This window comes from Cohnella zeiphila (assembly GCF_014212055.1).
Classification (GTDB): domain Bacteria; phylum Bacillota; class Bacilli; order Paenibacillales; family Paenibacillaceae; genus Cohnella; species Cohnella zeiphila.
Window position 1 is genome coordinate 61,328 of the sequence record NZ_JACJVO010000003.1, and the last position, 24,783, is coordinate 86,110.

Below are 24,783 nucleotides of genomic sequence, written 5' to 3' on the forward strand. Positions count from 1 at the left end.
AGCTCATGCTGCGGAAAGGATAGGTTCGCCATGGAACAATCGAAGTCGCAGGCTGTCGTCCGAGCCTCCGAATACAGAGGATGGTCCTCCGTCGTGCTGGAGACGGAGGCGATTCGCGCCGAGCTGATCCCGGGACTGGGCGCCAAGATCGTTTCTTTGCGATATAAGCCTACCGGCAAAGAATGGCTGGTGGACGCCGGCTCCCGCGAGCTGCTTCAGCCGGCTTACGGCTCCTCCTTCGGCGAGGCCGACTTGAGCGGCTGGGACGAATGCTTTCCGACGATCACGCCTTGCGACGTCGAAATCGGCAGCGGCGGGAAGCGCTCCTTGCCCGACCACGGAGAGGCGTGGCCGCTTCCTTGGGATTGCGAATTCGCCGGCGGAAGCGTCGCTTGTTCGGTTGCCGGCAGGGCGCTGCCTTACCGCTTCGCGCGCACGCTGTCTTGCCCCGCGGCCGACACGCTGCGGATGGAATATCGCGTCGCCAACCTCGGAGGCGAACCGCTGCCGTTCCTGTGGGTGCCGCACCCGCAATTCGCCGTGACGGAGCCGACGCGCATCGTGCTGCCGGCATCGGTCCGGGACGTTGCATGCGTGTTCGGCGGCCATTCGCTGCGCGACGGGGAGAGCTATGCGTGGTCGGATCAAGCGCTCGCCCAGCCCGGGCAGACCGGAGACGGGCGCAAGTTTTACATTCCCGGCCGGTTGTCCGAGGGCTGGAGCGGGCTCGCGTGCGAGCGAAGCGGCGATTGGCTGCGCATGGACGTCGATCCGGAGCGCGTGCCCTACTTCGGAGTGTGGATCGACGAAGGGATGGTGAACGATCGCAACGCGGTCGCGCCGGAGCCTTCAATCGGCTATTACGACGCGCTGGACCGGGCGATCGCGAACGGAAGCGCGGGGATCGTCGGCCCCGGCGAAGCGTTCGAATGGACATTGGAGTTGCGGCTGGGCGCCGGCGGATCTCACACGAACTTCGACGGAGGAACGTTGTAGTATTTTTTGAAGGCCTTGGAGAACGTGAACGGATCGGGATAGCCGAGGTAGCCCGCGATTTGCTGGACGGTGTGCTTTTTCTCGTACAGATAATCGCGGGCCCGGTTCATTTTCACCTGGTAGATGTATTGTCCCGGGGTGATGCCCAGCGCCTTCTTGAAATAGGAGATAAAATACTTCTCGGATATGCCCGCAAGCGCCGCAAGCTCGCTCATCTTCATGGACCGGTGCAGATGATCGTGGACGTATTTGAAGATCGGCTGCAGCACGTCCAGGCTTCCCTCCGATTTCCTCGGATTTCTTCCGCTCACAAAAGCCCCGGTATACCGGCCCAGCCCATGTAGCTCGATGATTCTGGCCATGACGGCCGTCAGACCGGCCTTCAGGTACAGACGGCTTCCCGGCACGCCGCCGGGCTGCGTCGAGCGGATGAAAGTGCCGCGGAACAGCTCGGCTTCCTCCCGGATCCGCTCATGCGCGACGATTCCCGAAAGCGGAAAATCTCCCAATATGCGCTGCTGCCCTCCGATCCCGTAATCGAAATGAACGTAAATAAAACGGCATCCTTCACCTGGCGAAGCCGCCATATAGGGAACTTGGGGGTAAAAGAAGACCACGTCCCCGGGGTTCGCCGTATGCTCGATTCCGCCGATCTGAATCCGGACCGTACCGGCTTGCACGAACCAAAGATCGTAGTCGTTATGAGCCTTGTGCTCGATCCAGTCCCCGTCATGAGACTCCTCCCGGCAAGAGTTGATGCGAATCGCGATATATTCCGACAGCTCGTTGAAAATGCCGATGTCGGTCATCCTCTTCCCCTCACTTTGCGACATCCCCTAAGTTACCCCATTATACCACGGACCATATTCGATACGAAAAACAGTACCATTTGACATGAATCCAAAACTATCTCATATTCCGCTTTCGGGCCATTCTCCTATAATGAAGCCATAAACGCTTTGAGGAGGGCTTGATGGTGAACGATTCGAAAGCGCCGCAGCCGAAAGTGGTCGTCCTGGGGGCGGGCAGTCTCTTCTTCGGACGGCAGTCGATTTGGCAAATGGTTCATTCCCCTTATTTGAACAACGGAACGCTGGCCTTGGTGGATACGGACGAGGAAAGGCTGTCCAAGATGGTCGCTCTCGCCAGGATGGTGGCGCGCGAGAACGGCGTTCCGCTTCGGGTGGAAGGCTCGACGAATCGGCGAGAGGTGCTGAAGGACGCGGATTTCGTCGTGCTCAGCTTCGCCGAAGACACGGTCAAATACCGCGGCATCGACTGCCAGGTGAGCTTGAAATACGGGATTCGCATGTGCTCCGGGGACACGATCGGTCCCGGCGGGATCTTTCGGGCGATGAGAGAATTGCCGGTTATAATGGAATGCGCCAAAGACGTGGAGGAACTGTGCCCCGACGCTTGGGTCATCAATTACATCAACCCGTCCACCGTTCACGGAATCGCTTTGAGCCGGTACGCTCCGAAGCTGAAGACGTTCGCGCTATGCGACAGCCACCACATGCCTCATAAGAAAGCGTATTACGCGATTCGTGCCGGCATCATCGGGGACCGGAGCGAATTTACCGAGGAGATCGACCGTCGGTTCGACTTTCGCGTGGCGGGCGTCAATCACTTCACCTGGCTGCTGAAAGCGGAGTATGACGGCAAGGACGTCATGGCCCCGATCGCCGAGTCGCTGCGGAAGTCTGCAGGGACGGAAAACAACGGCGGAGACACGGGGGCGAAGGCGATTTATAACGACGCCATCACCTACGAGCTGTACGATGTTTTCGGGTACATCCCGACCTGTACGGCCCATACCAAAGAATACGTCCGGTTCTGGCAAGGGCACGGCACGACGAAGGACGCCATCCCGCCGTTGTCGATCTGGGAGACGGAAGACCGGTACAAGCGTCATGAGGAGATGTGGCGGCAGGTGGACGACTTCCTGTCCGGGAACCTTCCGATCGCCGACTATATGAAGACGTTCGGCCCCGATCATGCGACGGACATTATCGAGAACATGGTGGGCAACCTCGGCAAGCGCTTCTTCATCAATACGCTCAATCGCGGCGCGGTGACCAACATGAACGACGATTCGTTCCTGGAGCTGCTGAGCGAAGTGAGCATGGACGGAATCAAGCCTCTTCACGTGGGCGAGATGCCGAGAGGGATTCGGGGGATGCAGGAGCTGGTGCTGGATACGCATGAGCTGACTGCCGAGGCCGTCGCGGAACGGAGCTTCGCGAAGCTCAGAAGAGCGATGATGACCGACCCGCTCGTGAACTACATCCATGATGCGGATCTGATCATCAAGGAGCTGCTGGAGCAGGAGAAGGAGATCATTCCGAGCTATTGGTACGAGGGATGAACCGGCCGCTAAAAGAACGCCTTCCGCCGTCGCGGAGGCGTTCTTTTTAATTTTTATGCTTCGAAGCTAAGCCCCGCTTTGTGGGGTCATTTAATGTCCGGTCCATTTTTTGCGATATTGATAAGGGGTAATCCCCATGTGCGATTTGAACAGCTTGCAAAAGTAGGAGCAATTCGTGAGCCCGACTTCTTCCGCGATGATGGAGATCGGCTTATTCGTTGTCGTTAGCAGCATAACGGACTGATGAATCCTTCGGGTCGCCATGTATTCGGAGATGCTGACGCCCGTCGCTTCCTTGAACAAGTGCGACAGATGGTAGGGAGATAAATGCAAGGAATCGGCCATGTCGTCCAAGCGATACGGCTCCTTATAATGGGCTTCGATCCAGCTTAATATATTTTCCACCTGGTGGTTCCTGCGGCGCGGCTGATAGGAGAAAGCGTGCTCCTTCGAATGGTCCCAAGCCTGCTTGAGGGAGCGGAAGAGGAGCACGAGAAACAGCGAAATTTCCTCCTGTCCCTCGGCCTCCGGGAAGCTCCGCAAGCGATCGTGCATGTTCTGAAAGACGCCGTCCAGCAGGCCGCGGCCGTCGGCTTCGTACAGACAGGGGAAAGGGAGCTTTCCCATGGATATGAATTGATAGAAGACGTGCAGAGCGGGCCATTTCTCGAAATAAGTCTCGAACAGGTTCGGTTCGAAAATGGCGATGGAACGCTCGAAGCATTGGCCGTCGGCGTAGTCCAGCTGCAGATGATGAAGCTGATAAGGCTGGAAAATGCAGAGCATACCCGGTTTGATATCGTAGCTGCGGTTGTTGACGATCATGGTTCCTTTCCCTTGATGGATCAGCAGGACTTCGACGCCAAGGTGGGAATGGAACGTTTCTTTATGCTCGTAATTGACGCTCTTGCGTTTATAGGCAAAATAGAGCGGCATGTCGCTCTGCTGATTCGCGTTCGATGGCATGCGGTCCGCCCCCGTCCTTCCTCGAAAGGTTCCATCCGATTCTCCCCTCAATATACCGAAGGTTCGGGGTCTGTACAAGGGAAAAAACCGCAATCCAGCGTTATTTTCTCCCCCGTGCGGGAGCATAAATCAGACTTCGCTTCGGCTATGATTCCTTATGGGAACGTAAACTCGCGCCGCGCTCGGCTTGCGCGCCATGGACGCGGGCTAAGAAGCGACAAGACAACAAAACTGGCACCGGATGGGTGCCAGTTTATTTATTTTTTATAACTGGCGACTATAATAGGAGGTGCTTTTCACCCAGATTACACAGAATGGCGATGGTTATGCGAGGTTTAACGATGAAACTATCCAAAGAAAGAAAGCTGTTTCTGGCGTCCTTCCTGCTGATCCTTCTTTATGTATCGCCGCTGTTCTTGCTAGGAGAAAACGCCCATATCCGGGTTCACGACAACATGGATTCCAACATCGCGTGGTACAAGGTGCTGCTTCGAAGCCACGAGCTGTTCGGGCCGCTCGATGCGACGGTTCCTCAAGTGATGAACGGCTTGCCGCGGGGAGCCTACGGAACGGAGTTTAGCGGGATCGTGTGGCTGTATGCGTGGTTCCCGCCCATGATCGCCTATGCGATCAGCCAGACCCTCACGCGGGTCGTGGCTTTTCTCGGGATGTACGGGCTGCTGAAGAAGCATTTTATGAAAGACCGGGATGTCGATCTGATTCGCGTCGGCGTTTCTTTGGCTTTCGCTTTAACGCCGTTTTGGCCGTCGGGCATGCTCAGCACCTTGGGTCAGCCTTTGGCGCTATGGGCCTTTCTGAATATCCGCAACAGAGAGACTTCCTGGAAAGATTGGGCGGTTCTCCTTCTCCTGCCCCTGTACTCCAGTTTTATCCTGGGCTTTTCCTTTTTCCTGACGGCGATGGGGCTGCTCTGGCTGCGGAACCTGGTGAAGAAGCGCGATTGGAATCCCGTATTCCTGGGAAGCATCGCGTTTATGACCTCGCTTTATTTGGCCATCGAATACAGGCTTCTGCTTGGGCTTGTTCTATCGAAGGTTCCCACCAGCCGATCGGAGTTCGTCAATTCGACGCTCGATCTGGGACATACCCTCGGGCTTGCCTTTATGAATTTCGTATTCGGCCATAATGCGGTATTAACGATGCACACCTTGATTATCTTGCCCGTCCTCTTCATGGCGCTGTATGTCATCTGGGCTCGCAAGAGCCGGCAAGCGAACAAAAGGTTTCTTTATTTGCTCGGACTGAATGCTCTGTTGTCCTTATGGTACGCCTTTTGGTTCAACCATGCGTGGCAGCCGTTAAAGGAACGCTTTACGATCTTGCAGACGTTTGATTTCGCCCGGTTTCATTTCTTGCGCCCGCTCGTGATTTATTTGGGCTTTGCGCTCGGTCTGCATATTCTGTGGAAGCTGGACGGAAAATGGCGGAAGAGGGTTCGCGTACTCCTCGTTGCCCAGGTTATCTTCCTTTTTCTTTGCAATGATGAAATCGTGTATCGGGCGGACGCCCAGCCGACGTTCAAGCAGTTTTATGCGGTCGATTTGTTTCAGCAGATCAAGGACTATATCGGGCAGCCTCCGAGTACCTACCGCGTAGCCAGCATCGGGCTTCACCCGGCCATTGCGCAGTACAACGGCTTCTATACGCTGGATACCTACAACAATTACTACCCGCTGGATTATAAGCATGAATTTCGGAAGATCATCGCGAAGGAATTGGATAAGAGTCCAACGTTGAAAACGTACTTCGATCAGTGGGGAGGACGTTGTTACCTTTTCGTCAGCGAGCTTGGAAAAAACTACGAGTTCAAAAAGGACTCGACGGTGAAGATTCAGCATCTGGAGCTGAATATGGACGCTTTCAAGGCGTTGGGAGGCCAATATATATTCTCGTCCGTGCCCATCCTGAACGCCGATGAAGACGGGCTTCATTTTTTGAAGGCTTTCGACAGTCCCGATTCCGCCTGGAGGGTGTACCTTTATCGCGCGGCATGACGCCCGAAGCCTTGACAGTATCGCCCCGATGGAGTAAATTAGATCATAATATTCAACTACGTCGAAGAGGATCAGTACGATTTTCCGAACGCCCAGAGAGCTGCTGGCCGGTGCGAAGCAGCCGTGAAGGAAATCCGAACTCGCCTCGGAGTAGCTCCCCGAACGGAACGAACAAGTAGGCGGGGCCGGAACCCTAACCGTTATCATTAGGAGGATATCAGGCGGCGTTTCGCCTGGATCCGCTAAGCGCATGCCCCCGCGGCATGAATGAGAGTGGTACCGCGTAAGATGACAAGTCTTTCGTCTCTATCTGGATAGAGAAGGAAGGCTTTTTTTGTTGTCTGGCGATTCGCGGACGGCGATTTCCATTCCACATGAACGAGAGGAAGGATAGCGGATGAGGAACTACGACAAATACGCCCGCGGTTATTTTATGCCGCCGGAGCCCAGCTTGAACTGGACGCGCAAGGAGTATATCGAGGAAGCCCCGGCTTGGTGCAGCGTGGATCTGCGGGACGGCAACCAGGCGTTGATCGTTCCCATGAGCCTGGAGGAGAAGCTGGAGTTTTTCCAAATGCTCGTCAGGCTCGGCTTCAAGGAGATCGAGGTCGGCTTCCCCGCGGCGTCGGAGACGGAATTCGCCTTCCTGCGCGCGCTCATCGAACAGAACCTGATTCCGGACGACGTCACGATCCAGGTGCTGACCCAGTCGAGAGAGCACATTATCGCCAAAACGTTCGAATCGCTGCAAGGAGTGAAGAACGCCGTCGTTCATCTGTACAACTCGACGTCGGTGGCTCAGCGGGAGCAAGTCTTCCGCAAGTCGAAGGAAGAGATCGTCGATATCGCGGTCACCGGCGCCAAGCTGCTCAAAGAGCATGCGAAGGAGATCGAGGGGAACATCCAATTCGAATATTCCCCGGAGAGCTTCACCGGCACCGAGATCGAGTTCGCGCTCGAGATCTGCAACCGGGTGCTCGACGTCTGGCAGCCGACGCCGGATCATAAGGTCATTGTCAACCTGCCGGCGACCGTCTCGATGTCGATGCCTCACGTGTACGCCAGCCAAATCGAGTATATGAGCAACCATTTGAAATACCGCGACAGCGTCATCCTGTCGGTTCATCCGCACAACGACAGGGGAACCGGAATCGCGGACGCGGAGTTCGGCGTGCTCGCGGGAGCGCAACGGGTGGAAGGGACGCTGTTCGGCAACGGCGAACGAACGGGCAACGTGGACATCGTCACGCTGGCGCTCAACCTGTACTCGCACGGCGTGGATCCGAAGCTGAACCTGGAGAATCTTCCCGAGATCCAGGCGGCCTACGAGCGGCTGACCCGGATGCGTGTCGGCGAGAGACATCCCTATGCGGGCGAGCTGGTGTTCACGGCATTCTCGGGCTCGCATCAGGACGCCATCGCCAAGGGCTTGAATTGGAGAGAGGGCAAAGACAACCTGATCTGGTCGGTGCCGTATCTGCCGATCGACCCGAAGGATATCGGCCGGGAGTACGAGGGAGACATCATTCGGATCAACAGCCAGTCCGGCAAGGGCGGGATCGGCTACCTGCTCCAGCAGAAGTACGGCTTCGATCTCCCGCCGAAGATGCGCGAGAACTTCGGCTATTGCGTGAAGAGCGTCTCGGATCGCCTGCACAAGGAAATTTCGAGCGAGGAGATTTACGACATTTTCGTCGAGGAATACGTGAATATTCAATCTCCCTTGGAGTTCGTCAATTTTCATTTCGAACAGCAGGAAGGGTACCAGACCGTCGTCACGGTCCGGCTGAACGGCGAGCGCCAAGAATTCAAAGGCTCCGGCAACGGGCGATTGGACGCGATCAGCCAGGCGCTGCAGCAGAATCTGAACGTTTCGTACGCCAACTTGAAATACACGGAACACGCCTTGGAGGTCGGCTCGGGCTCGCGCGCCATCTCGTATATCGGCATCACCGCTTCGGACGGTACGGAATATTGGGGCTGCGGCATCGACGCGGACATCATGACCTCCTCCGTGAAGGCGCTCGTCAGCGCCGTTAACAAAATGATTCGATAAGCGGAAAAAGACCGTCGGGAGCTTCCCGGCAGCCGCTTCAGATTGCCCCGGCGAACGGTCGTTTCGCCGGGGTTTGAAAACTTCGGGAATAAGAAGATAACAGGAAAACCTCCCTTTATTTCATGCCAAAATCCTCAAAAAGAGCTGACGAGCCATGATTAAAGGGAGGTTTTCCCTTTGATTCTGTCCATTCATGATTTTTGCAAAAAATAGCAGGAGGTTTTCCTGTTATTTTTTTATTGGAGCGCAAGCCCCTCGAAATACTCCTGGACGAACTCCTTGAACGTCTTGGCGGCCTTGGTCATGTAACGATCGGCGTACCAGGAGAGCTCGAGGGTGCGGGAGCACTCGGGCTCCTCGACGGTCAGCAGCGCGACCGTCGAGCCCTGCGAGCCGCCCCAGGTCAGAAGCGGGATGAACGAGACGCCGATACCCGAGCGAACCAGACCGCGGACCATCGACGGCTCGTCGCATTCGTAGAGGATCCGCGGCGCGAAGCCGGCGGAGCGGCAGAGGGCGTCGGTCGTCTCCCGCAGCCGCTTGCCGGGCTTCAGGCTGATGAAGCCTTCGTCCGCAAGCTCGGAGAGGCGCACGGACCGGCGGGCGGCCAGCCGGTGGCCGCTCGGGACCGCGAGCACGATGGGCTCCGTCAGCACCGGAATCGACTCGGTTCCCGGAATCCGGAACGGCCGGGAGGAGAGGCACAGATCGAACGATGGGCTGACGGCCTTCTCCGGGTCGTGCTGCAGCAGCTTGAACTGGACCTCCGGATGCATCTTCCGGAAGGCCGAGATCATATCCGGAAGCAGGTAGGAGCCGACCTGCAAGTAGAATCCGACGGAACCCGTCGGGCGTTCGGCGAGATCGAGCAGCTCCTGCTTCCCGTCCTCGAGCGTCTGCAGGGCATGCTCGACTTTGGCCAGGAAGCGCCGGCCGAATTCGTTCAGCCGGATGGAGCGGCCGGAACGGTCAAACAGCCGCACGTTCAGCTCCTTCTCGAGCTGGCCGATCATCCGGCTTAAGGCGGGCTGGGCGATCTGCAGCGCTTCCGCCGCCTTCGTCATATGCTCCAGCCGGGCCACGGTCCGGAAATAACGCAAAGAGAGCAAGTCCATTTCGGGCTCCTTCTTATAACTGAACTGTTATGGTTTTTATATTAAAACATATATTTTTCATGATCGAAAGGCGACTTTATAATCGGGATAGAGTCAAGAAAGCGTCGGAATCGCGAAGAAGTGAAGGGGAGAGCGCGAATGGAAACGAATAGAGAGTCGTTCAAGCCCGATCCGCTCGTCTCGACGCGGTATGGGATGCTCGAAGGAGTTCGCGATTCGGAGTCGGGAACGCTGCGGTGGCTGGGCGTCCCGTACGCGAAGCCGCCGGCGAACGAGCTTCGGTGGAAGGCGCCGCTGGAGCCGGAGGCTTGGGAAGGGGTTCGGTCCGCGAAGCAGTACGGGAACAGCGCCGTTCAGCTCATGGGCGAAGATGCGGCCGGGGCCGAGGATTGTCTCTATCTCAACGTGCGGCGACCGGACGATGAGAGCGCGGGCTTGCCGGTATTCGTGTTCGCGCACGGGGGCGGCAATCTGGGAGGAGCCGGCCGGGACTTCAGGGGAGAACGGCTGGCGAAGGCGACCCGCAGCATCGTCATCTCGATCAACTACCGGCTGGGGGCGATGGGCTTCTTCCGACATCCGCTCCTAAGAACCGGAGACCCGCTGGACGATTCGGGAAATTACGGACTGCTGGATATCGTTCAATCGTTAAGATGGGTGCGCGGCAACATCGAGCGATTCGGCGGGGATCCGGACCGGGTGACGCTCGGGGGCCAATCGGCGGGGGCGCGGAACGTGCTGGCCGCCTTGATCTCGCCGTGCGCCCGGGGGCTGTTCCGCCAGGCCGTCGTGATGAGCGGCGGAATGACGACGGCGGATCCGCGTCAAGGAGACGCCAAAGGCGAAGAAGTCGCCGCGAAGGCGCTGGCCGCTTCCGGCTTCGCCGCGACGGAGGACGAGGCGAAGCGGAAGCTGATGTCGCTGCCGGCGGAAGAGGCCGCCGCCCTGCTGCGAAGCCTGGGCGCCGACCGGTACGCGCGGGCGCTCGGTCAGGCGGCTATTCAAATGGCGCCGTTCCCGCACCTGTTCGAGGACGGAGCGGTCATTCCGGAGGGCGGATTCGGCGCCGCGGACCGCGGACAGGCTCCCCGGCCGCCGGTGCCGGTCGTCCTCGGAAGTCTGGAGACGGAATTTTCCGTGTTCGCGATGGGGGATCCCGAATTCGCGCCCTTCGCGGCGGACGGAAGCTTGACCGAGGACCCGGAAAAAAGCAAGCTGTATGAAGCCGCCGTCCGTTACGGAAGCGAGCTATACGCGGGTTTTAACGCGGAGCGGGTGGCGGAATGGCTGACGGAGCGGCAGGACCCGCCGCCGCCGGTCTATACCTACCGGTTCTGCTGGGGGAATCGGGAGGGAGTGATCGACGACCGGCTCCGGTTCCTGCTCGGCGCGAGCCACGGAGCGGACGTCATGTTTTACACGGGGGATTTCGCTGCGGCTCTTCAGAATCATCCGGACGGTTACGTAACGGCGGACAACGAGCCGGGGCGCGAGGCGCTGACGGCCATTCTTCACGGTTACGTCCGGAACTTTCTTCACGCGGGCAATCCGAACGGCGATGGGCTTCCGCTCTGGAGCGAGTGGAGTCCGGCCGAAGACCGGCCGCGGATACTCCGGCTGGATGCGGATGCCGAACGCGCGATCGTCCGGATGTCCGGCGAATATCTCCGCGACGACGGCACGCTCGCATCGATGGAAGCCGATCCGGATTTGACGCCGGAGCGGCGGGCTTGGATTCAGAGCCGGATCTTCGACGGACGGTTCTTCCGGACAGGCGGACGTCGGAAAAATGAGTAGCATGCGCAAGCAAGAGAGGGGACCGGACAACCGATGACGATCGCGACGACTGTTCTCCTTCTCTTGCTCATTGGCCTGCTGGCCGGACTGTCCGGTTCCCTCGTCGGTTTGGGCGGGGGATTCATCGTCGTCCCCGCCATGGCTTTTCTGTTCCCGGACATGACGCCGGCTCACCTGGCCGGCACCTCCATGGCGATGCTTCTGTTCAATTCGCTCTCCAGCACTTACGTGTACGCGAGCCAGCGAAGAATCGACTACAAGGCGGCCCTGTCGTTCGCGGGCGCCTCGATCCCCGGTTCCGTCATCGGGGCCGTGCTGGTCCGGCGGATCGAGGGCGGCGCCTTCTTCGTCTCCTTCGGCAGCTTCCTCCTGCTCGTCTCCCTGCTAATCCTATTTCGGCCCAAGCGGCCGATTCCGCTTCCCTGGCAGCCGACTTCGTCCCGACGCCTCATCGATTTGTCCGGCGTAGCGTTCGAATATCGATACCATCTGCCAACCGGGGTTGCCATCAGCTTTTTCGTCGGCTTCTTATCCAGCCTGTTCGGCGTCGGCGGGGGCAGCCTGATGGTTCCGACGATGACGCTGCTCTTGTCCTTCCCGCCGCATATCGCCGTGGCGACGTCCATGCTGCAAATCTGCCTTTCCGCGGTGGTCAGTACGGGCTCGCACGCTATTTTGCAAAACATCGATTGGATGAAGGCGCTCCTGCTCGCTCCCGGCGCCTTGGCGGGAGGACAGCTCGGCGCCCGCCTGGCCAAGCGGCTGCCGGCGAAGCTGCTGCTCCGGACGCTGGCGATTATGCTGATCGCGGTGTCCGTCCGTTTGATCTTGAAGGCGTAATCGGCGTCGGAGTGCACGGCTGCCGACCGGTCGGCCAAAGATTCCGTACAAGCTCCCGGCCTGACAAGCATACACATAAGAGATGCTTGTTGAAGGCTGGTGGTGCAAGGATGAATCAACTGGCGCTGCGCAATCTGCGCATCGAGATCGTCGCGACGGTGCTGGGCGGGCTGGGGAGCGGCATGATCCTGCCGTTCCTGGCGATTATGGCGCTGAAGTTCGGCGGAAGCGCGATGGATACCGCCTTGATCGCGGCGGCTCCGATGGCGGCGAACCTGCTGGCTTTGCTCTGGGGAAGGCTGACCCAGAGGGCGGATCGGGTGAGGCTGCTCTATCTCTTCCACGGGTCTGCCCGCATTTTCATTCTGCTGATGGCGTTCACGACTCAATCGTCGACACTCGTTCTGCTTACGGTGCTGTTCTTCGTTATGCTCAGCGTCGCGATGCCGTCCTACGTGGGGCTCATGCAGGCGATCTACCCCGAAGCCAACCGGGCGAGCTACATGGCGTACGTCCGGATCTCCGGAGGAATCGCGGTTGTCATCGGGACGTATGTCGGCGGCCATTGGCTGGAGGAACGCTTCCGGCTGGCCGTTCTGATCGCTTTCGGCCTGGGGGTGGCCGGCATGGCCGTGTTCAGCCGCATTCGCGAGCCCAAAGCCGCGAGACAGGTTCAAGAAGAAGCCCGAGCGGGCACCTTCAGGGAGTCGATGAACGCTCTCAAAATGGACGGCGCTTTTCAACTGCTGCTGCTCGGCATCTTCGTCTTCGAGTTCTCCCAATTACTCCCCTCGTCGTTGTTCCCCATCTACCAGACCGAGAAGCTTGGGCTGTCGTTCAGCCAGATCGGCCTGCTCAGCATGGTCATGACCATGGCTTCCTTGCTGTTCAACCAGGTGTGGGGCGATGTGATCGACCGCTATTCGGCGGTTCCGGTCATGCTGCTGTCGGCGCTCCTCGGCGCTTTGTATCCGCTCGTGTACTGGCTGTCGTCCCATCCGCTCGCCATCATCTGCGGCACGTTCGCCGCGGGTGCGTCGGGGGCGGGCATGGACCTGGCCTGGATCGGATACATCTCCCGCGTCTCGGGCCGCCATATTCCCTCGTACAGCGGCATCTACTTGACGATGGTCGGCGTCAGGGGCATTCTGGCCCCGCTGATCGGCGCCGCCATGTCGAAGCAGATCGGGATGGATGCGATTCTGGCAGTGTCCTTCTCGTTCACGGTTCTGTCGTGGATTCCTTTCGTTGTGCTGCTTGGAAGAAGGAACCGTTTGCCGTAGGCGGCGTGCCGCACCCGCCGCATTTTCCGGATGCGAACTCCGGGAATGTTTGTCATAATGCAGTTTGAGAGCATTTTGAGAGCAGCGTGCGTTACGCTGTTGAAGCGGATGACACGAAAGACAAGGGGCGCGGAGCGGACGATGGCGGACGGGGCGGCAAAGGGCGAAGCCCAGACGATGAGGAAAGGGTTGCGATGGGGGTACAGGGCGCTCGGCCTGATGCTGATCCCGATTTTGTCGTGCGTGCTGCTTGCGGCGATCAACCGGTATACGGTGCCGGATCGATCGGCGCCGACGGCGAAGCAGGGCGTCGTCGACTTGAGCGGTTGGAAGTTCGGGGCGAGCCGGACGGTTCTGCTGAACGGGGAATGGGTCTTCTACCCGCGAAAACTGTATTCGCCGGAGGACTTCGCGGCCGGCCGGGTGCCGCCCCCGTCCGCTCCGTACGCGACGATTCCGAATGCTTGGTCCGGCAGTCCCGTAGACGAAGCGGGCGCGACCGAGTATGGCACGTACCGGCTGATCGTGAAGGTGAAGGACGAGGACATCGGCTACGGTATTCGCCTGCCGAACGTGAACGGAGCGCATCGCCTCTACGTCAACGGGCATCTCGTCGGCAGTCAGGGGCGGCCGGCCGACAATGCCGACGACTACGTGAAGGAGAACAAGCCGTACCTGACGTTCGTCCGGCCGGAGGACGGCCGGCTCGACATCGTGCTGCAGTCGTCGATTTTTGCGAATCCGATCGTCGAGGGCGGCTTCGAGGACGTTCAGCTCGGCTTGCAATCGGACATGCTGCGGATCGAGCAGATTCACTTTGCGGTCGAATTTTCGGGCGTGTTCATCCATCTCCTGTTCGCAGGCTACCACATGATGATTTACGTTCTGAGGACGAAGGACAAGGCCTACCTGTACAGCTCGCTTTATTTTCTGACGATGTTGGTGCTGATGGTGACGGACGGAGAGAAGCTGACGCTGCAGCTGCTGCCGGGATTGCCATACTGGGCGGCGAGCAAGCTGAACGATCTGGGCGGCTTCTCCAACATCGTGCTGCTGGGCGTCTTTCTCTACTATCTGGACGCTAAGCTGCTGAGCCGCAAGCAACTGTTCGTGCTGCTTACGCCGATCTGCGTTTACCTGGCGGCGGTCGTCGTCGTACCGTATCCGGGACATCATCTGCTCGGCGACATCCCTTGGGATTACGCCATGCTGGTAGCGGCGTTTTACCTGTACCGCGCGATCCGGCTGCTTGCGAAGCGGGACGGACGGCTGGGTCTCCTGGAGACCGTTCTGGTCATCGGGGTGCTCGTCTCCGTCGCGATGATCCTGGCGTTCGGTATTCTCTATTCGCTGAGCCTCGTGCAGACGGATATCGGACGGACGATCTCCTTCCTCAGCGTCCTCGCGTTCATGAACGCGCTGCTCGCGCTGCGGCTGGCGAGCGCGCTGGACCGGACCGAGCAGCTGACGGACCAGCTGATCCTGCGGGACAAGCTGAAGGACGAGTTCCTCGCGAACACGTCGCACGAGCTCAAGACGCCGCTCCACGGCATTCAGAATATCGCATCGTTCCTTCTGGACGAGAAGGCCGGGCGGCTCACGGACCGGCAGCGGAGCGAGCTGTCGCTCATCCAGGACACGTCGACGAAGCTGTCGGCGCTCGTGAACGACCTGGTGGACGTCGTCCGGCTGAGGCACGGGGATCTGCGGCTGCTGGAATCCGTCCTCGACCTGCGCGTCGCCGCGCAGACGGCGTTCCAGGTGCTGGAGTTCGAGCTGGCCGGCAAGGAGGTTCGATGGGAGAACGCGATTCCCGCTGGCGTCTTCGTCCGCGCCGACGAGAACCGGCTGCGCCAGGTGCTGTACAATCTGATCCACAACGCCATCAAGCATACGAAAAAAGGACGGATCGCGATCGGCTCGGAGATCGCGGGCGGGATCGCCACCGTATGGGTGGAAGACACGGGGGTCGGGATTCCGGCGGAAAGCCACGAGGCGGTGTTCGGCTATTTCGAGCAGGCGGAGCATGAATGGCCGCGGGACGGATATACCGGCATGGGGCTCGGCCTGTATATCAGCCGGCAGCTGGTGGAACGAATGGGCGGCCGGATCTGGGTGGACCGGTCCGAGCCGGGACAGGGCACGCGAATGGCGTTCATGCTGCCGGCGGTGGAACGGAGCGGCGTTCAAGAGGCTGAGCGGGAAATCGCGGCGGCGGCGGAGGAAGCGGCGGTTAGCGCGGGACGAACTCGGTTTGCGCCGCTTGAGATCGTGGACGACGGCCGGGCGCATACGGTGCTCGTCGTCGATGACGAGGCGTCCAACGTCCGCATCCTGCTCAATCTGCTTGGCGACGAATACAACGTGCTGACGGCTTTCTCCGCGAAGGAGGCGCTGCGCAAGCTGGAAGAGAATCCGCGGATCGACCTGCTCGTTCTCGACGTTATGATGCCGGAGATGTCCGGCATCGACCTGTGCCGCGCCGTGCGCGAGAACCGGTCGGTGCTGGAGCTGCCGATCCTGTTCGCGACGGTCCGGGATTCGCTTCCCGATATCGAGCTCTGCTTCCGGGCGGGGGGCAACGACTTCATCGCCAAGCCGTTCGATCCGAAGACGCTCGCCGCGCGCGTTCGCACGCTGCTGGCCGTGAAGTCTTCGATGGATCAAGCGGTTCAGAACGAGATGGCGTTCCTGCAAGCGCAGATCAAGCCGCATTTTCTGTACAACGCCATCAGCAGCATCGTCTCCTTCTGTTACACCGACGGGGAGAAAGCCGCTTCGCTGCTGTCCCTGCTCAGCCGCTACCTGCGGATGGTGTTCGAACGGGACGGGCGAACGCAGCTGGTGCCGCTGCATCAGGAGCTGGAGCTGATCCGGGCCTATGTCGAGATCGAGAAGGCGCGTTTCGGCGACCGGCTGGTCTACCGACTGCAATCGGACCCGGATCTCGAAGCGTATCCGATTCCGTCCCTGACGCTTCAGCCGTTCGTCGAGAACGCGATCCGGCACGGCTTGTTCGAGAAAGACGGGATCGGCACGGTCGCGCTGTCGGTATCGGACGGCGACGGGTACCTCCGGTTCGAGATTGCCGACGACGGCGTCGGCATGCCGGACGACGTGCTGTACCGGCTCCGGTCTGGAGAGCGGCCGGAGCAAGCGGGCATCGGCATCTCGAACGTTCGCAGGCGCCTGGCGACGATGCCGGCCGCGAGCGTTACGGTCGACTCGGCGTTGGAGCGCGGGACGAAGGTTACCGTTTACCTGCCGAAGCTCGGCGGGCCGGCTTGATACGCCGGGCGGGCAAATCGGACGAACGGAAAGGAGGCGAGCCATGCTTCGCGTCATGATCGTAGAAGACGAGAAACCGACATTGGACCTGATGGAGAGGCTCGTCGGCCGGCATCCCGGACTGGAGGTAATCGGCGCGTTCGCGAGTCCGCTCGAAGCGCTCGCCCGCTTCGCGGAGCTGAGGCCGGAAGCGGCGTTTCTCGACGTCGAGATGCCGAAGATGGGGGGCATTGAGCTGGCGGACAAGCTGAAGGAGATCGACGAGGAATTGCAGGTCGTTTTTACGACGGCTTATCCCGGCTATGCGGTCGACGCGTTCCGGGTGAACGCGTCAGACTACCTGCTCAAGCCGGTTGCGCCGGAGGATCTGGACCGGGTGATTCCCCGGCTCTTGAAAAATCGCCGGATGCACGCCGCCATTCGGCCGGCGGCGATCGACGGGGGCCCGGCGGTTCGCTGCCTGGGCTCGTTCGAGACGCGCGGGCCGGACGGGAGTCTCTTGGATTGGCCCACCCGCAAAACGGAGGAGCTGTTCGCCTACTTTCTCGCTTATCCGAACCGGCTGACCGACAAGTGGCGGCTGGCCGACCTGCTGTGGCCGGAAGCGGAGGAAGGGCGCACTCTCCATAACCTGCATAATACGATCTATCGGCTCAAAAAAACGCTGAAAGAAGCGGGAATCGCGATCGATCTGACCCATACGAACGAAGGGTATCTTTTCGAGTCGCCTCCTTCTCTATCCGATTTGGGGCGGCTGCGGGATTTCACGGCCCGCTCCTCGAAGGTGGACGGAACGAACGCGGCGGAAGCGGAACGGATCTTTCGCTCCTATGGCGGCGTTTTGTTCGGGGGCAAGGATTACCCTTGGAGCGCGAGCGCGGAGACCGAAGCCGCTTCGTTGTATGCTTCGCTGGCACGCGGGATCGCGGCCTGGCGCCGGGAACGTGGCGATCCGGCAGGCGCGAAGGAGACGCTGCGCGTCTACCTCGGCCACGCGCCGCTGGATGAGGAGATGCATGCGGAGCTGCTGCAGCTGTATGCGGATGCCGGAGAGAAGAGCGCATATGTTCGGCATTACGAGCGCTTCGAGCGCATGCTGGCGGAGGAGCTGGGACTCGAACCGCCGGCGGAGCTGCGGGAACTGGCGCGGCAATTGAGAGAAACGAGGTGCGGACCATGAAGACGAACGAATATTATATGCCGACGGAATGGCGGATCAAGGGCAAGGTGCGGGAGGTTTACGACATCTGCTCGAACTTCCCGGATTATCAGCGCTGGTGGCCCGACGTTTATTTGAACATCCGGACGGCGGGCTTCGACGCGGAGACCGGCAACGAGGTGTACGCGCTCCTGACGAGAGGCAAGCTGCCCTACAAGTTGAAATGGAATTCTTGCAAAACGAGCGAGACCCCGCCGCACATGCTGTCGCTCAAAGCTTCCGGCGACCTCGCCGGCCGGGGCACATGGCGTTTCAAGCAGGACGGCGACCATGTGAACGTCCGCTTCGATTGGTACGTCAACGCCGAGAAGCCGATGCTCAAGTATTTGTCCTGGATCATGAAGCCGATCTTCCGTTCGAACCATTATTGGGCGATGAATATAGGCCTGGAAAGCCTGAAGAGGGAGCTGGAACGAAGGCGAACGGCTGCCGGGCAATGAACTTCAATCGGAAACGGGAGACCCTGACGAGGGGTCTCCTTTAATTTTGCGGAAAAGTCGTTCGGACGCTTGAGAGAGATTTGGGAGCGCGCCATGCTACTCTTCGACAAAGGAAAGAGACTTGTCGAAGGAGAGTCGAAGAATGGGCAGACACAGCAATGAACGAAAACGCGGATCCCGGTGGAGACGAACGATCGCGGTGGCGCTGGCGTGGATCCTGGCGGCTTCGCTCGCGGGCGCGGCGGGGACCTCCAAAGCCGGGGCGGCTGTCGAAAGCTTTACTTTTACGAGCATAACCCCGGCCGACGGGAGCCGAACGATCGATCTGTCCCGGCTGGAAGTTAGCGCGGAAGCGCCGGAAGGAGATGCGATCCATAATGCAGGCTACCGGATCAAAAGGCTGAGCGACGGCAAGTATTTGTACCCGAATTCCGACCCGGCGCTGCAATGGACGGATGATGAAAGCTATGCGGGGGGCCTGATGTATTCGGACGGCGGAGGGAAGTTCCATTGGGATATGGCGCAGTATCAGAAGGAAGCTATGGATGACGGGACTTATGAAGTTCGGTTTTTCGTCAACGACGATCATGGCTCGAATTACCGGACCGTCGCGTTTACGCTGGACCGGACGGCTCCGCACCTTGCGAACGCAACCGTTCAGAAGGACATCCTGGACGTTACGTTTTCGGAGCCGCTGACGGTACCGGACGGGGAAAGCTGGGATGCCTCGGACTTCGACGTTCGCGTCAACGGCGTTTCCGTTCCGATCGATGCCGTGATTCCGGTCCAAAACGAACCGGAGATCCTGGTGAAGCTGCAAAGCCCGGTGTCGAAGACGGACTCGGTTACGATCGCCTATACCGGAAACCCGCCCTTTGCCAATGAGGCGGGGACGGCGGTGAGCAATGACAGGTTCAACGTGGTGAATGGGACGCCCGGCACTTTTCAGGATACGCCCGTTCTGCGGATGAGGTTGGAAGCGGGACACGCGCTGAGGGCGGGAGAACCGCTCGTTCGGTTCGTTCCGACTTCGGACGGCGCGAATGACCTCGAGTTCGACCTGCCGAGCGAACCGGCGAATTCGCCGGCGGTTTCGGCCGGGCGGATCGCGAAGACGGATTTCGTCATCGAGGACGTCGGAGACGGAACGCAGTTCAATCCCGGAGCGGCCATGAGCACAAGCGATTCCGATAACGGAATCTACAATGTAATCTTGGTGCTGCCGACCGGGAAAAGCCTGCTGCAAGGCCATACGTACGAGCTGAAAATGTCGGCAAGCGCAGGCGGAGACGAGATCGTCATGCCTGCGAATCCGACCTCGAACGCGAGCGCTTATCTGCGGCTTCTGAATACGGCGGGAGCCGTGACGGTGATCGACGAGTATACGTTCGAAAAGGTGGCGATCGCGGAGAAGCAGCCGGTCGACTTCTCAGCGCTGGAGACCGCGATCTCGGATGCGCAGGCGAAGGCGGACGCGGCGACGGAGGGCTTGGCGACCGGCGAATACGAGCCCGGAGCGAAGGATGAGCTGCAGGCGGCGATTAATGCCGCGGCTGAGGTTCGGGACAATGCGGCTTCGACGCAAGAGGATGTGGACGCTGCGTTAACGGCATTAACCGCCGCGGTTGATGCGTTTGAGGGGAAGCGTGTCGTCGTGAATCTTGATGCCCTTTCTAAGGAGATTGACGACGCGCAGTCGAAGCTAGACGCCGCCGTGGAAGGCGAAGCGACCGGAAACTACGAGGCTGGAGCGAAGGATGAGCTGCAAGCTGCGATCCATGCCGCGGCCGAGGTTCGGGACAATGCGGCTTCGACGCAAGAGGATGTTGATGCTGCTTTAACGGCATTAACCGCCGCGGTTGATGCGTTTGAGGGGAAGCGTGTCGTCGTGAATCTTGATGCCCTTTCTAAGGAGATTAACGACGCGCAGTCGAAGCTAGACGCCGCCGTGGAAGGCGGAGCAGCCGGCAACTACGAGGCCGGAGCGAAGGATGAGCTGCAGGCGGCGATTGAAGCGGCGACTGCGGTTTGGGATAATGCAGCGTCGACGCAAGACGATGTCGATGCGGCGGTGGCAGCGCTAGGAACAGCGGTCGATGTTTTCGGCGCAAAGCTGGTCGTCATTGACTTGACGGAGTTGGCCGATGCGATCAGTGACGCACAAACGGAGCATGACGATGCGGTGGAAGGCGGAGCGACCGGCAACTACGAGGCCGGAGCAAAGGACGAATTGAAGGCGGCGATTGATGCTGCGGCTGAGGTTCGAGACAATGCGGCGTCGACGCAAGAAGACTTGAACGCTGCGTTAACGGCATTAATAGCTGCGATCGACGCATTCGAATCGAAGCGAGTCGTCGTTGAATTGACGGCGCTGACCAATACGATCAATGCCGCGCAAGCGAAGCTTGACGCCACGGTGGAAGGCAGCGCGATCGGCAACTACAAAGCCGGAGCCAAAACGGCTCTTCAAGCCGCGATCCAGGCAGCGGCGACGGTTAAAAATAACGCGACCTCGACTCAAGAGCAAGTCGATGCCGCATTGACGGCGCTGAACGAGGCCGTCGCGGCTTTCGAAGCGAAGAAGGTAACAAGCGAAGAAACACCCGGAGGCAGCAACCCTGGCGGCGGCAGCGCGCCAGGCAACGGAGGAGCCGGAAGCGTTGTTCAGCCGTCAACGTCATCTTACACACTGGACGTCACCTCCGGCGGCGTCCGACTGGGCAGCTTGTCCGTGAAACGAACGACGGGCACGGACGGCCGGGTAACGGATGCGATCGAGCTGCCGGACGCATTCGCCGAACAAGCGGTCAATCAGTTGAAGAAGGCAGGCCTAGACCGGCTGATCCTTTCCCTTCCGGCATCGCAATCAGCCGGAGCAGACGAGCTTGAGGTGGCATTGCCCTCCGCGGCCGCGAACCGAATCGCTTCGGAAGGTTTCACGCTCGACATCCGTACGGCCGAAGCGGGGTTGTCCGTCCCGCCCGCCTCGCTCCATGGAACGAACGAGCCTTTGACGTTCCGGATCGCCCCCGCCCGAAATGCGGCGGATCAGTCCGATATCGCGCGACGAGCGAACGGTTCGCCGACGATCCGGGCGTTGGCGGGCACGGGCGATGTGACCCTTATCGGGCAGCCCGTCTCGATCGAGACGGAATTGCGGCAGCGCCAAGTCACGGTGACGCTCCCTCTCCCGGACCATGCGAATCTTCAAGACGCGGGCGTTTATATCGAACATAGCGACGGCACGACCGAGCTCGTACGCGGGCGGGTCCTGGAGCCGACGGACGGATCGGACGCCCGGACGATGGCGTTCGACGTAGACAAATTCAGCACGTTCTCGATCGTGAACGTGGCGGGCTGGACGGCCTACGAGCAGGCTCCGAAAACGAAGCTGCGCAATATTCCGTACATGTCCGGTTACGCCGGAGGTCTGTTCAAACCCAATGCGAGCCTGACCCGGGCGGAAATGGCGGCGATCCTGTCCCGCCTTGTGATCGGGGAAGCCGGGGGCGCGAGCGGCGTTTTCTCGGACGTTCCGTCCTCCAGTTGGGCCAGCGGCGTGATTCGCCAAGTCGTCGAGCTCGGCATCATGAGCGGCAACGGGAACGGAGCGTTTCTTCCGGACAAGCCGATCACGCGCGCGGAGATGGCGGCAATTGTCTCAAGGCTGCTCCCTCATGCCGAAGCGGTAACGGATACCGGCAATTTCTCCGACACGTCCGGCCATTGGGCGCTATCGGCAATCCTTAAGGCGAGGGCAGCCGGATTGATGAACGGCTACGTCGACGGCACGTTCCGGCCCGATCAGGCGCTGAGCCGCGCAGAAGCGGCCGTCATCCTGAACAAGCTGATCGGCCGTCCGTCCGGTTCGAACGATCGGAACAAGCCTTTCTTCGCGGACGTGCCGAGAACGAATTGGGCTTTCGCCGCGATTCAGGCGGCGTCAGGCCGATAAATCGCAGTCCATATCCTAGGAGCCGCCTTCGGGCGGCTCTTTTTGCACGTTAAAGAAAGGAAAGGAGAGAAGGAACGGGAATTTCTCCTCCTAAATCGCGTGAAAAACTTCGCGTATGAGGAGTAACAGGAATTTCTCCCGCTATTTTCAAACGCTCATGAGGAGTCAATAGCTCCTATTTAAAGGGAGGTTTTCCGTGTAAATCTGCCGATCTGTCATTTTTGCAAAAGTTAGCGGGAGGTTTTCCTACTATTGCGAGATACAGCATTTAGAATGCTCCGCTCCCTGCACAAGGACGCCGTCAGGCGTTTTTCTTATTCGCGGCCGATATGTCACTTTTGGCACGGACAAGCGCCGACTTGTCCGCCCCAGCGAAAATAACACATTGTCCGGTTGTCAGGGCCGGTTGTCACTTCCCCCGCCGCCTTTGACAGACAGCGCTTTCACCCCCGGCGAAAACGACATATTTACGATGCCGGGAACCGTGAACTATCGTGGAGTTGTAAACGAACGTTCGCGAAATTAACCCGAAGGAAAGGGGTGACACGATGCACATTACCCATGCGGCTGTCAACGGCAACGCCTCGCTCCATTCAGGCGGATCGCCCCGCACGCTGGGGAAAAGAATCGTGCGGAATTGGGAGTTGTACCTGTTTATTGCGCCTGCGTTTTTCTACTTTCTTATTTTTTGCTACGAGCCGATGTACGGGGTTCAGATCGCCTTCAAAACGTTCATCCCGACCAAAGGAATCGCGGGAAGCCCCTGGATCGGCTTCGATCATTTCGATCGCTTCTTTCATTCCTACTACTTCTGGGACCTGATCTGGAACACGCTCGGCATCAGCTTGTACGAATTGGCCGTCGGCTTTCCGATCCCGATCGTTCTCGCGCTGGCCTTCAACGAGATTCGAACGGGCTTTTTCAAGAGGCTGGCCCAGACGGTTACCTACGCGCCTCACTTCATCTCCGTCGTCGTCATGGCCGGCATGATCATCTCGTTTTTGTCCCCATCCACAGGGATCGTCGTTCACCTGATCGAAGGGCTCGGCCTCCCGGCGCCGGATTTTCTGACGGATCCGAGATGGTTCAAGACGATGTACGTGTTCTCGGGCGTCTGGCAGAGCGCGGGCTGGGGAACGATCATTTACTTGGCGGCGCTCTCGGGGGTCGATCCGGGCCTTCACGAAGCGGCGATCATCGACGGCGCCACGCGTTTCCAGAGGATCCGCCACATTAACGTCCCGACCCTGCTCCCGACGATGACCGTCCTGCTCATTCTGAACATGGGAAGCCTGTTCGGCGTCGGGTTCGAGAAGATTTTGCTGCTGCAAAATCCGCTGAACATGGAGTCCTCCGACGTCATCTCCACGTTCGTCTACCGGTCGGGTCTCGTCGATGCCCAATATAGCTTCTCCGCTGCGGTCGGCCTGTTCAACTCCGTCATCAACGCCATCCTGCTCGTGGCCGTGAATCAGATCGTTCGCCGGACGAGCGAGAACAGCTTGTGGTAGAAGGAGGGACGCGAATGTCATCCGGGATTCGAGAGACTGAGCGCGACAAAATCTTTCTGGCCTGCAACTATATTTACGTCTTCCTGGCTTTTCTCATCGTGTTCTACCCGCTGGTCTACATGATCAGCGCGTCGGTCAGCGACCCGAAGGAAGTCGCCTCCGGCGCCATGTGGCTTTGGCCGAAGGGGATCACTCTGGAGGGGTACAAGAGAGTCTTCGAGAACTCGAACATCTGGACCGGTTACGGCAACACGATTCTCTACACGGTCGTGGGTACGGCCGTCAATCTGCTGGTGACGCTGCCGGCGGCCTATGCGATGAGCCGCAAGGATTTCGTCGGACGCAACTTTTTCATGGCCATGTTCATGGTGACCATGTTTTTCAGCGGCGGCTTGGTGCCGACGTATCTGCTCGTCAAGCAGCTCGGTATGATGAATACGATGTGGGCCGTCGTCGTTCCGTCGGCTGCTTCGATCTGGAACATTATCGTTTCCCGCACGTTTTTTCAGAGCTCCATTCCGAAGGAATTGCAGGAAGCCGCCCAGATCGACGGCTGCACGAATATGCGGCTGTTTCTGAAAATCGTCCTTCCCTTGTCGATGCCCATCATCGCGGTCATGGCGCTGTACTACGGGGTCGGCAATTGGAACAGCTATTTCTCGGCGCTGATCTATTTGAACGACGCGGGAAAATATCCGCTGCAGCTCGTCCTGCGCCAAATCCTGGTGCTCCAGGAGATGGCGGCGCAAGGGGGCGGCGCGATCGACACCTCCACGGCGGCGGCGATGAACAGCAAGGCGGAGATTGCCGCGCTGGTCAAGTATGCGGTCATTATCGTGGCGACCGTCCCGGTCATCGCGATCTACCCGTTCTTGCAGCGCTACTTTGTCCAAGGCGTAATGATCGGTTCCGTAAAGGGCTGATCCTTGCCATA

General features: G+C 59.4%; 16 protein-coding genes and 1 other annotated feature. Of the genes, 13 read left to right on the top strand and 3 right to left on the bottom strand.

What is annotated here, in order from left to right:
* Window positions 1–30 precede the first annotated feature (30 nt).
* Window positions 31–996, top strand: a complete 966-nt coding sequence (locus tag H7C18_RS02850) for an aldose epimerase family protein (protein WP_185127497.1) — start codon at window positions 31–33, stop codon at window positions 994–996.
* Here H7C18_RS02850 and H7C18_RS02855 read toward each other — a convergent pair.
* On the bottom strand, window positions 966–1,805 hold the full coding sequence (locus tag H7C18_RS02855; protein ID WP_238357428.1) for an AraC family transcriptional regulator: 840 nt from the start codon (window positions 1,803–1,805) through the stop codon (window positions 966–968). The two genes, H7C18_RS02850 and H7C18_RS02855, sit on opposite strands and share 31 nt — an antisense overlap.
* A gap of 167 nt (window positions 1,806–1,972) precedes the next feature.
* Between H7C18_RS02855 and H7C18_RS02860 the strand changes: the two genes are divergently transcribed.
* Entirely contained in the window at window positions 1,973–3,364 is a 1,392-nt protein-coding gene (locus H7C18_RS02860) for a family 4 glycosyl hydrolase (protein ID WP_420481829.1), read from the top strand.
* A 90-nt stretch (window positions 3,365–3,454) separates the two neighbouring features.
* Here the strand turns inward: H7C18_RS02860 and H7C18_RS02865 are convergent, their stop codons facing one another.
* Window positions 3,455–4,330, bottom strand: a complete 876-nt coding sequence (locus tag H7C18_RS02865; RefSeq protein ID WP_185127500.1) for an AraC family transcriptional regulator — start codon at window positions 4,328–4,330, stop codon at window positions 3,455–3,457.
* A gap of 341 nt (window positions 4,331–4,671) precedes the next feature.
* On the opposite strand from H7C18_RS02865, the gene H7C18_RS02870 reads away from it, so the two are divergent.
* Together H7C18_RS02870 and H7C18_RS02875 are read left to right on the top strand one after the other, a co-directional pair.
* Window positions 4,672–6,345, top strand: a complete 1,674-nt coding sequence (locus H7C18_RS02870; RefSeq protein ID WP_185127501.1) for a DUF6044 family protein — start codon at window positions 4,672–4,674, stop codon at window positions 6,343–6,345.
* Between the two features lie 52 nt (window positions 6,346–6,397).
* Window positions 6,398–6,656, top strand: a binding site (T-box leader).
* Window positions 6,657–6,742: 86 nt separating this feature from the next.
* Window positions 6,743–8,401, top strand: a complete 1,659-nt coding sequence (locus tag H7C18_RS02875; protein ID WP_185127502.1) for a 2-isopropylmalate synthase — start codon at window positions 6,743–6,745, stop codon at window positions 8,399–8,401.
* Window positions 8,402–8,637: 236 nt separating this feature from the next.
* On the opposite strand, the gene H7C18_RS02880 is transcribed toward H7C18_RS02875, so the two are convergent.
* On the bottom strand, window positions 8,638–9,516 hold the full coding sequence (locus tag H7C18_RS02880; protein WP_185127503.1) for a LysR family transcriptional regulator: 879 nt from the start codon (window positions 9,514–9,516) through the stop codon (window positions 8,638–8,640).
* A gap of 138 nt (window positions 9,517–9,654) precedes the next feature.
* Here H7C18_RS02880 and H7C18_RS02885 point away from each other — a divergent pair, with 138 nt between their 5' ends.
* From H7C18_RS02885 to H7C18_RS02925, 9 genes are all read left to right on the top strand, one after another.
* Window positions 9,655–11,313 carry a carboxylesterase family protein gene (locus H7C18_RS02885; protein ID WP_185127504.1) on the top strand — a complete coding sequence of 553 codons (1,659 nt, stop codon included), beginning with the start codon at window positions 9,655–9,657 and terminating at the stop codon, window positions 11,311–11,313.
* 33 nt (window positions 11,314–11,346) lie between these two features.
* Window positions 11,347–12,153, top strand: a complete 807-nt coding sequence (locus H7C18_RS02890; RefSeq protein WP_185127505.1) for a sulfite exporter TauE/SafE family protein — start codon at window positions 11,347–11,349, stop codon at window positions 12,151–12,153.
* Window positions 12,154–12,263: 110 nt separating this feature from the next.
* Window positions 12,264–13,436 (top strand): MFS transporter, encoded by a 1,173-nt coding sequence (locus tag H7C18_RS02895; protein WP_185127506.1) that lies wholly within the window; start codon window positions 12,264–12,266, stop codon window positions 13,434–13,436.
* A 108-nt stretch (window positions 13,437–13,544) separates the two neighbouring features.
* Window positions 13,545–16,724: a hybrid sensor histidine kinase/response regulator gene (locus H7C18_RS02900; RefSeq protein ID WP_185127507.1), complete on the top strand. Its 3,180-nt coding sequence runs from the start codon at window positions 13,545–13,547 to the stop codon at window positions 16,722–16,724.
* A 43-nt stretch (window positions 16,725–16,767) separates the two neighbouring features.
* A complete protein-coding gene (locus H7C18_RS02905) occupies window positions 16,768–17,904 on the top strand; it encodes a response regulator (RefSeq protein WP_185127508.1) in 1,137 nt (378 codons plus the stop codon).
* Window positions 17,901–18,383 (top strand): SRPBCC family protein, encoded by a 483-nt coding sequence (locus tag H7C18_RS02910; protein ID WP_185127509.1) that lies wholly within the window; start codon window positions 17,901–17,903, stop codon window positions 18,381–18,383. Before H7C18_RS02905 ends, H7C18_RS02910 begins: the two co-directional genes overlap by 4 nt.
* A 142-nt stretch (window positions 18,384–18,525) precedes the next feature.
* Window positions 18,526–22,338, top strand: a complete 3,813-nt coding sequence (locus tag H7C18_RS02915; RefSeq protein WP_185127510.1) for an S-layer homology domain-containing protein — start codon at window positions 18,526–18,528, stop codon at window positions 22,336–22,338.
* A gap of 548 nt (window positions 22,339–22,886) precedes the next feature.
* On the top strand, window positions 22,887–23,849 hold the full coding sequence (locus H7C18_RS02920; protein WP_185127511.1) for an ABC transporter permease: 963 nt from the start codon (window positions 22,887–22,889) through the stop codon (window positions 23,847–23,849).
* 14 nt (window positions 23,850–23,863) lie between these two features.
* Window positions 23,864–24,772 (top strand): carbohydrate ABC transporter permease, encoded by a 909-nt coding sequence (locus tag H7C18_RS02925; protein WP_185127512.1) that lies wholly within the window; start codon window positions 23,864–23,866, stop codon window positions 24,770–24,772.
* Window positions 24,773–24,783: the final 11 nt, after the last annotated feature.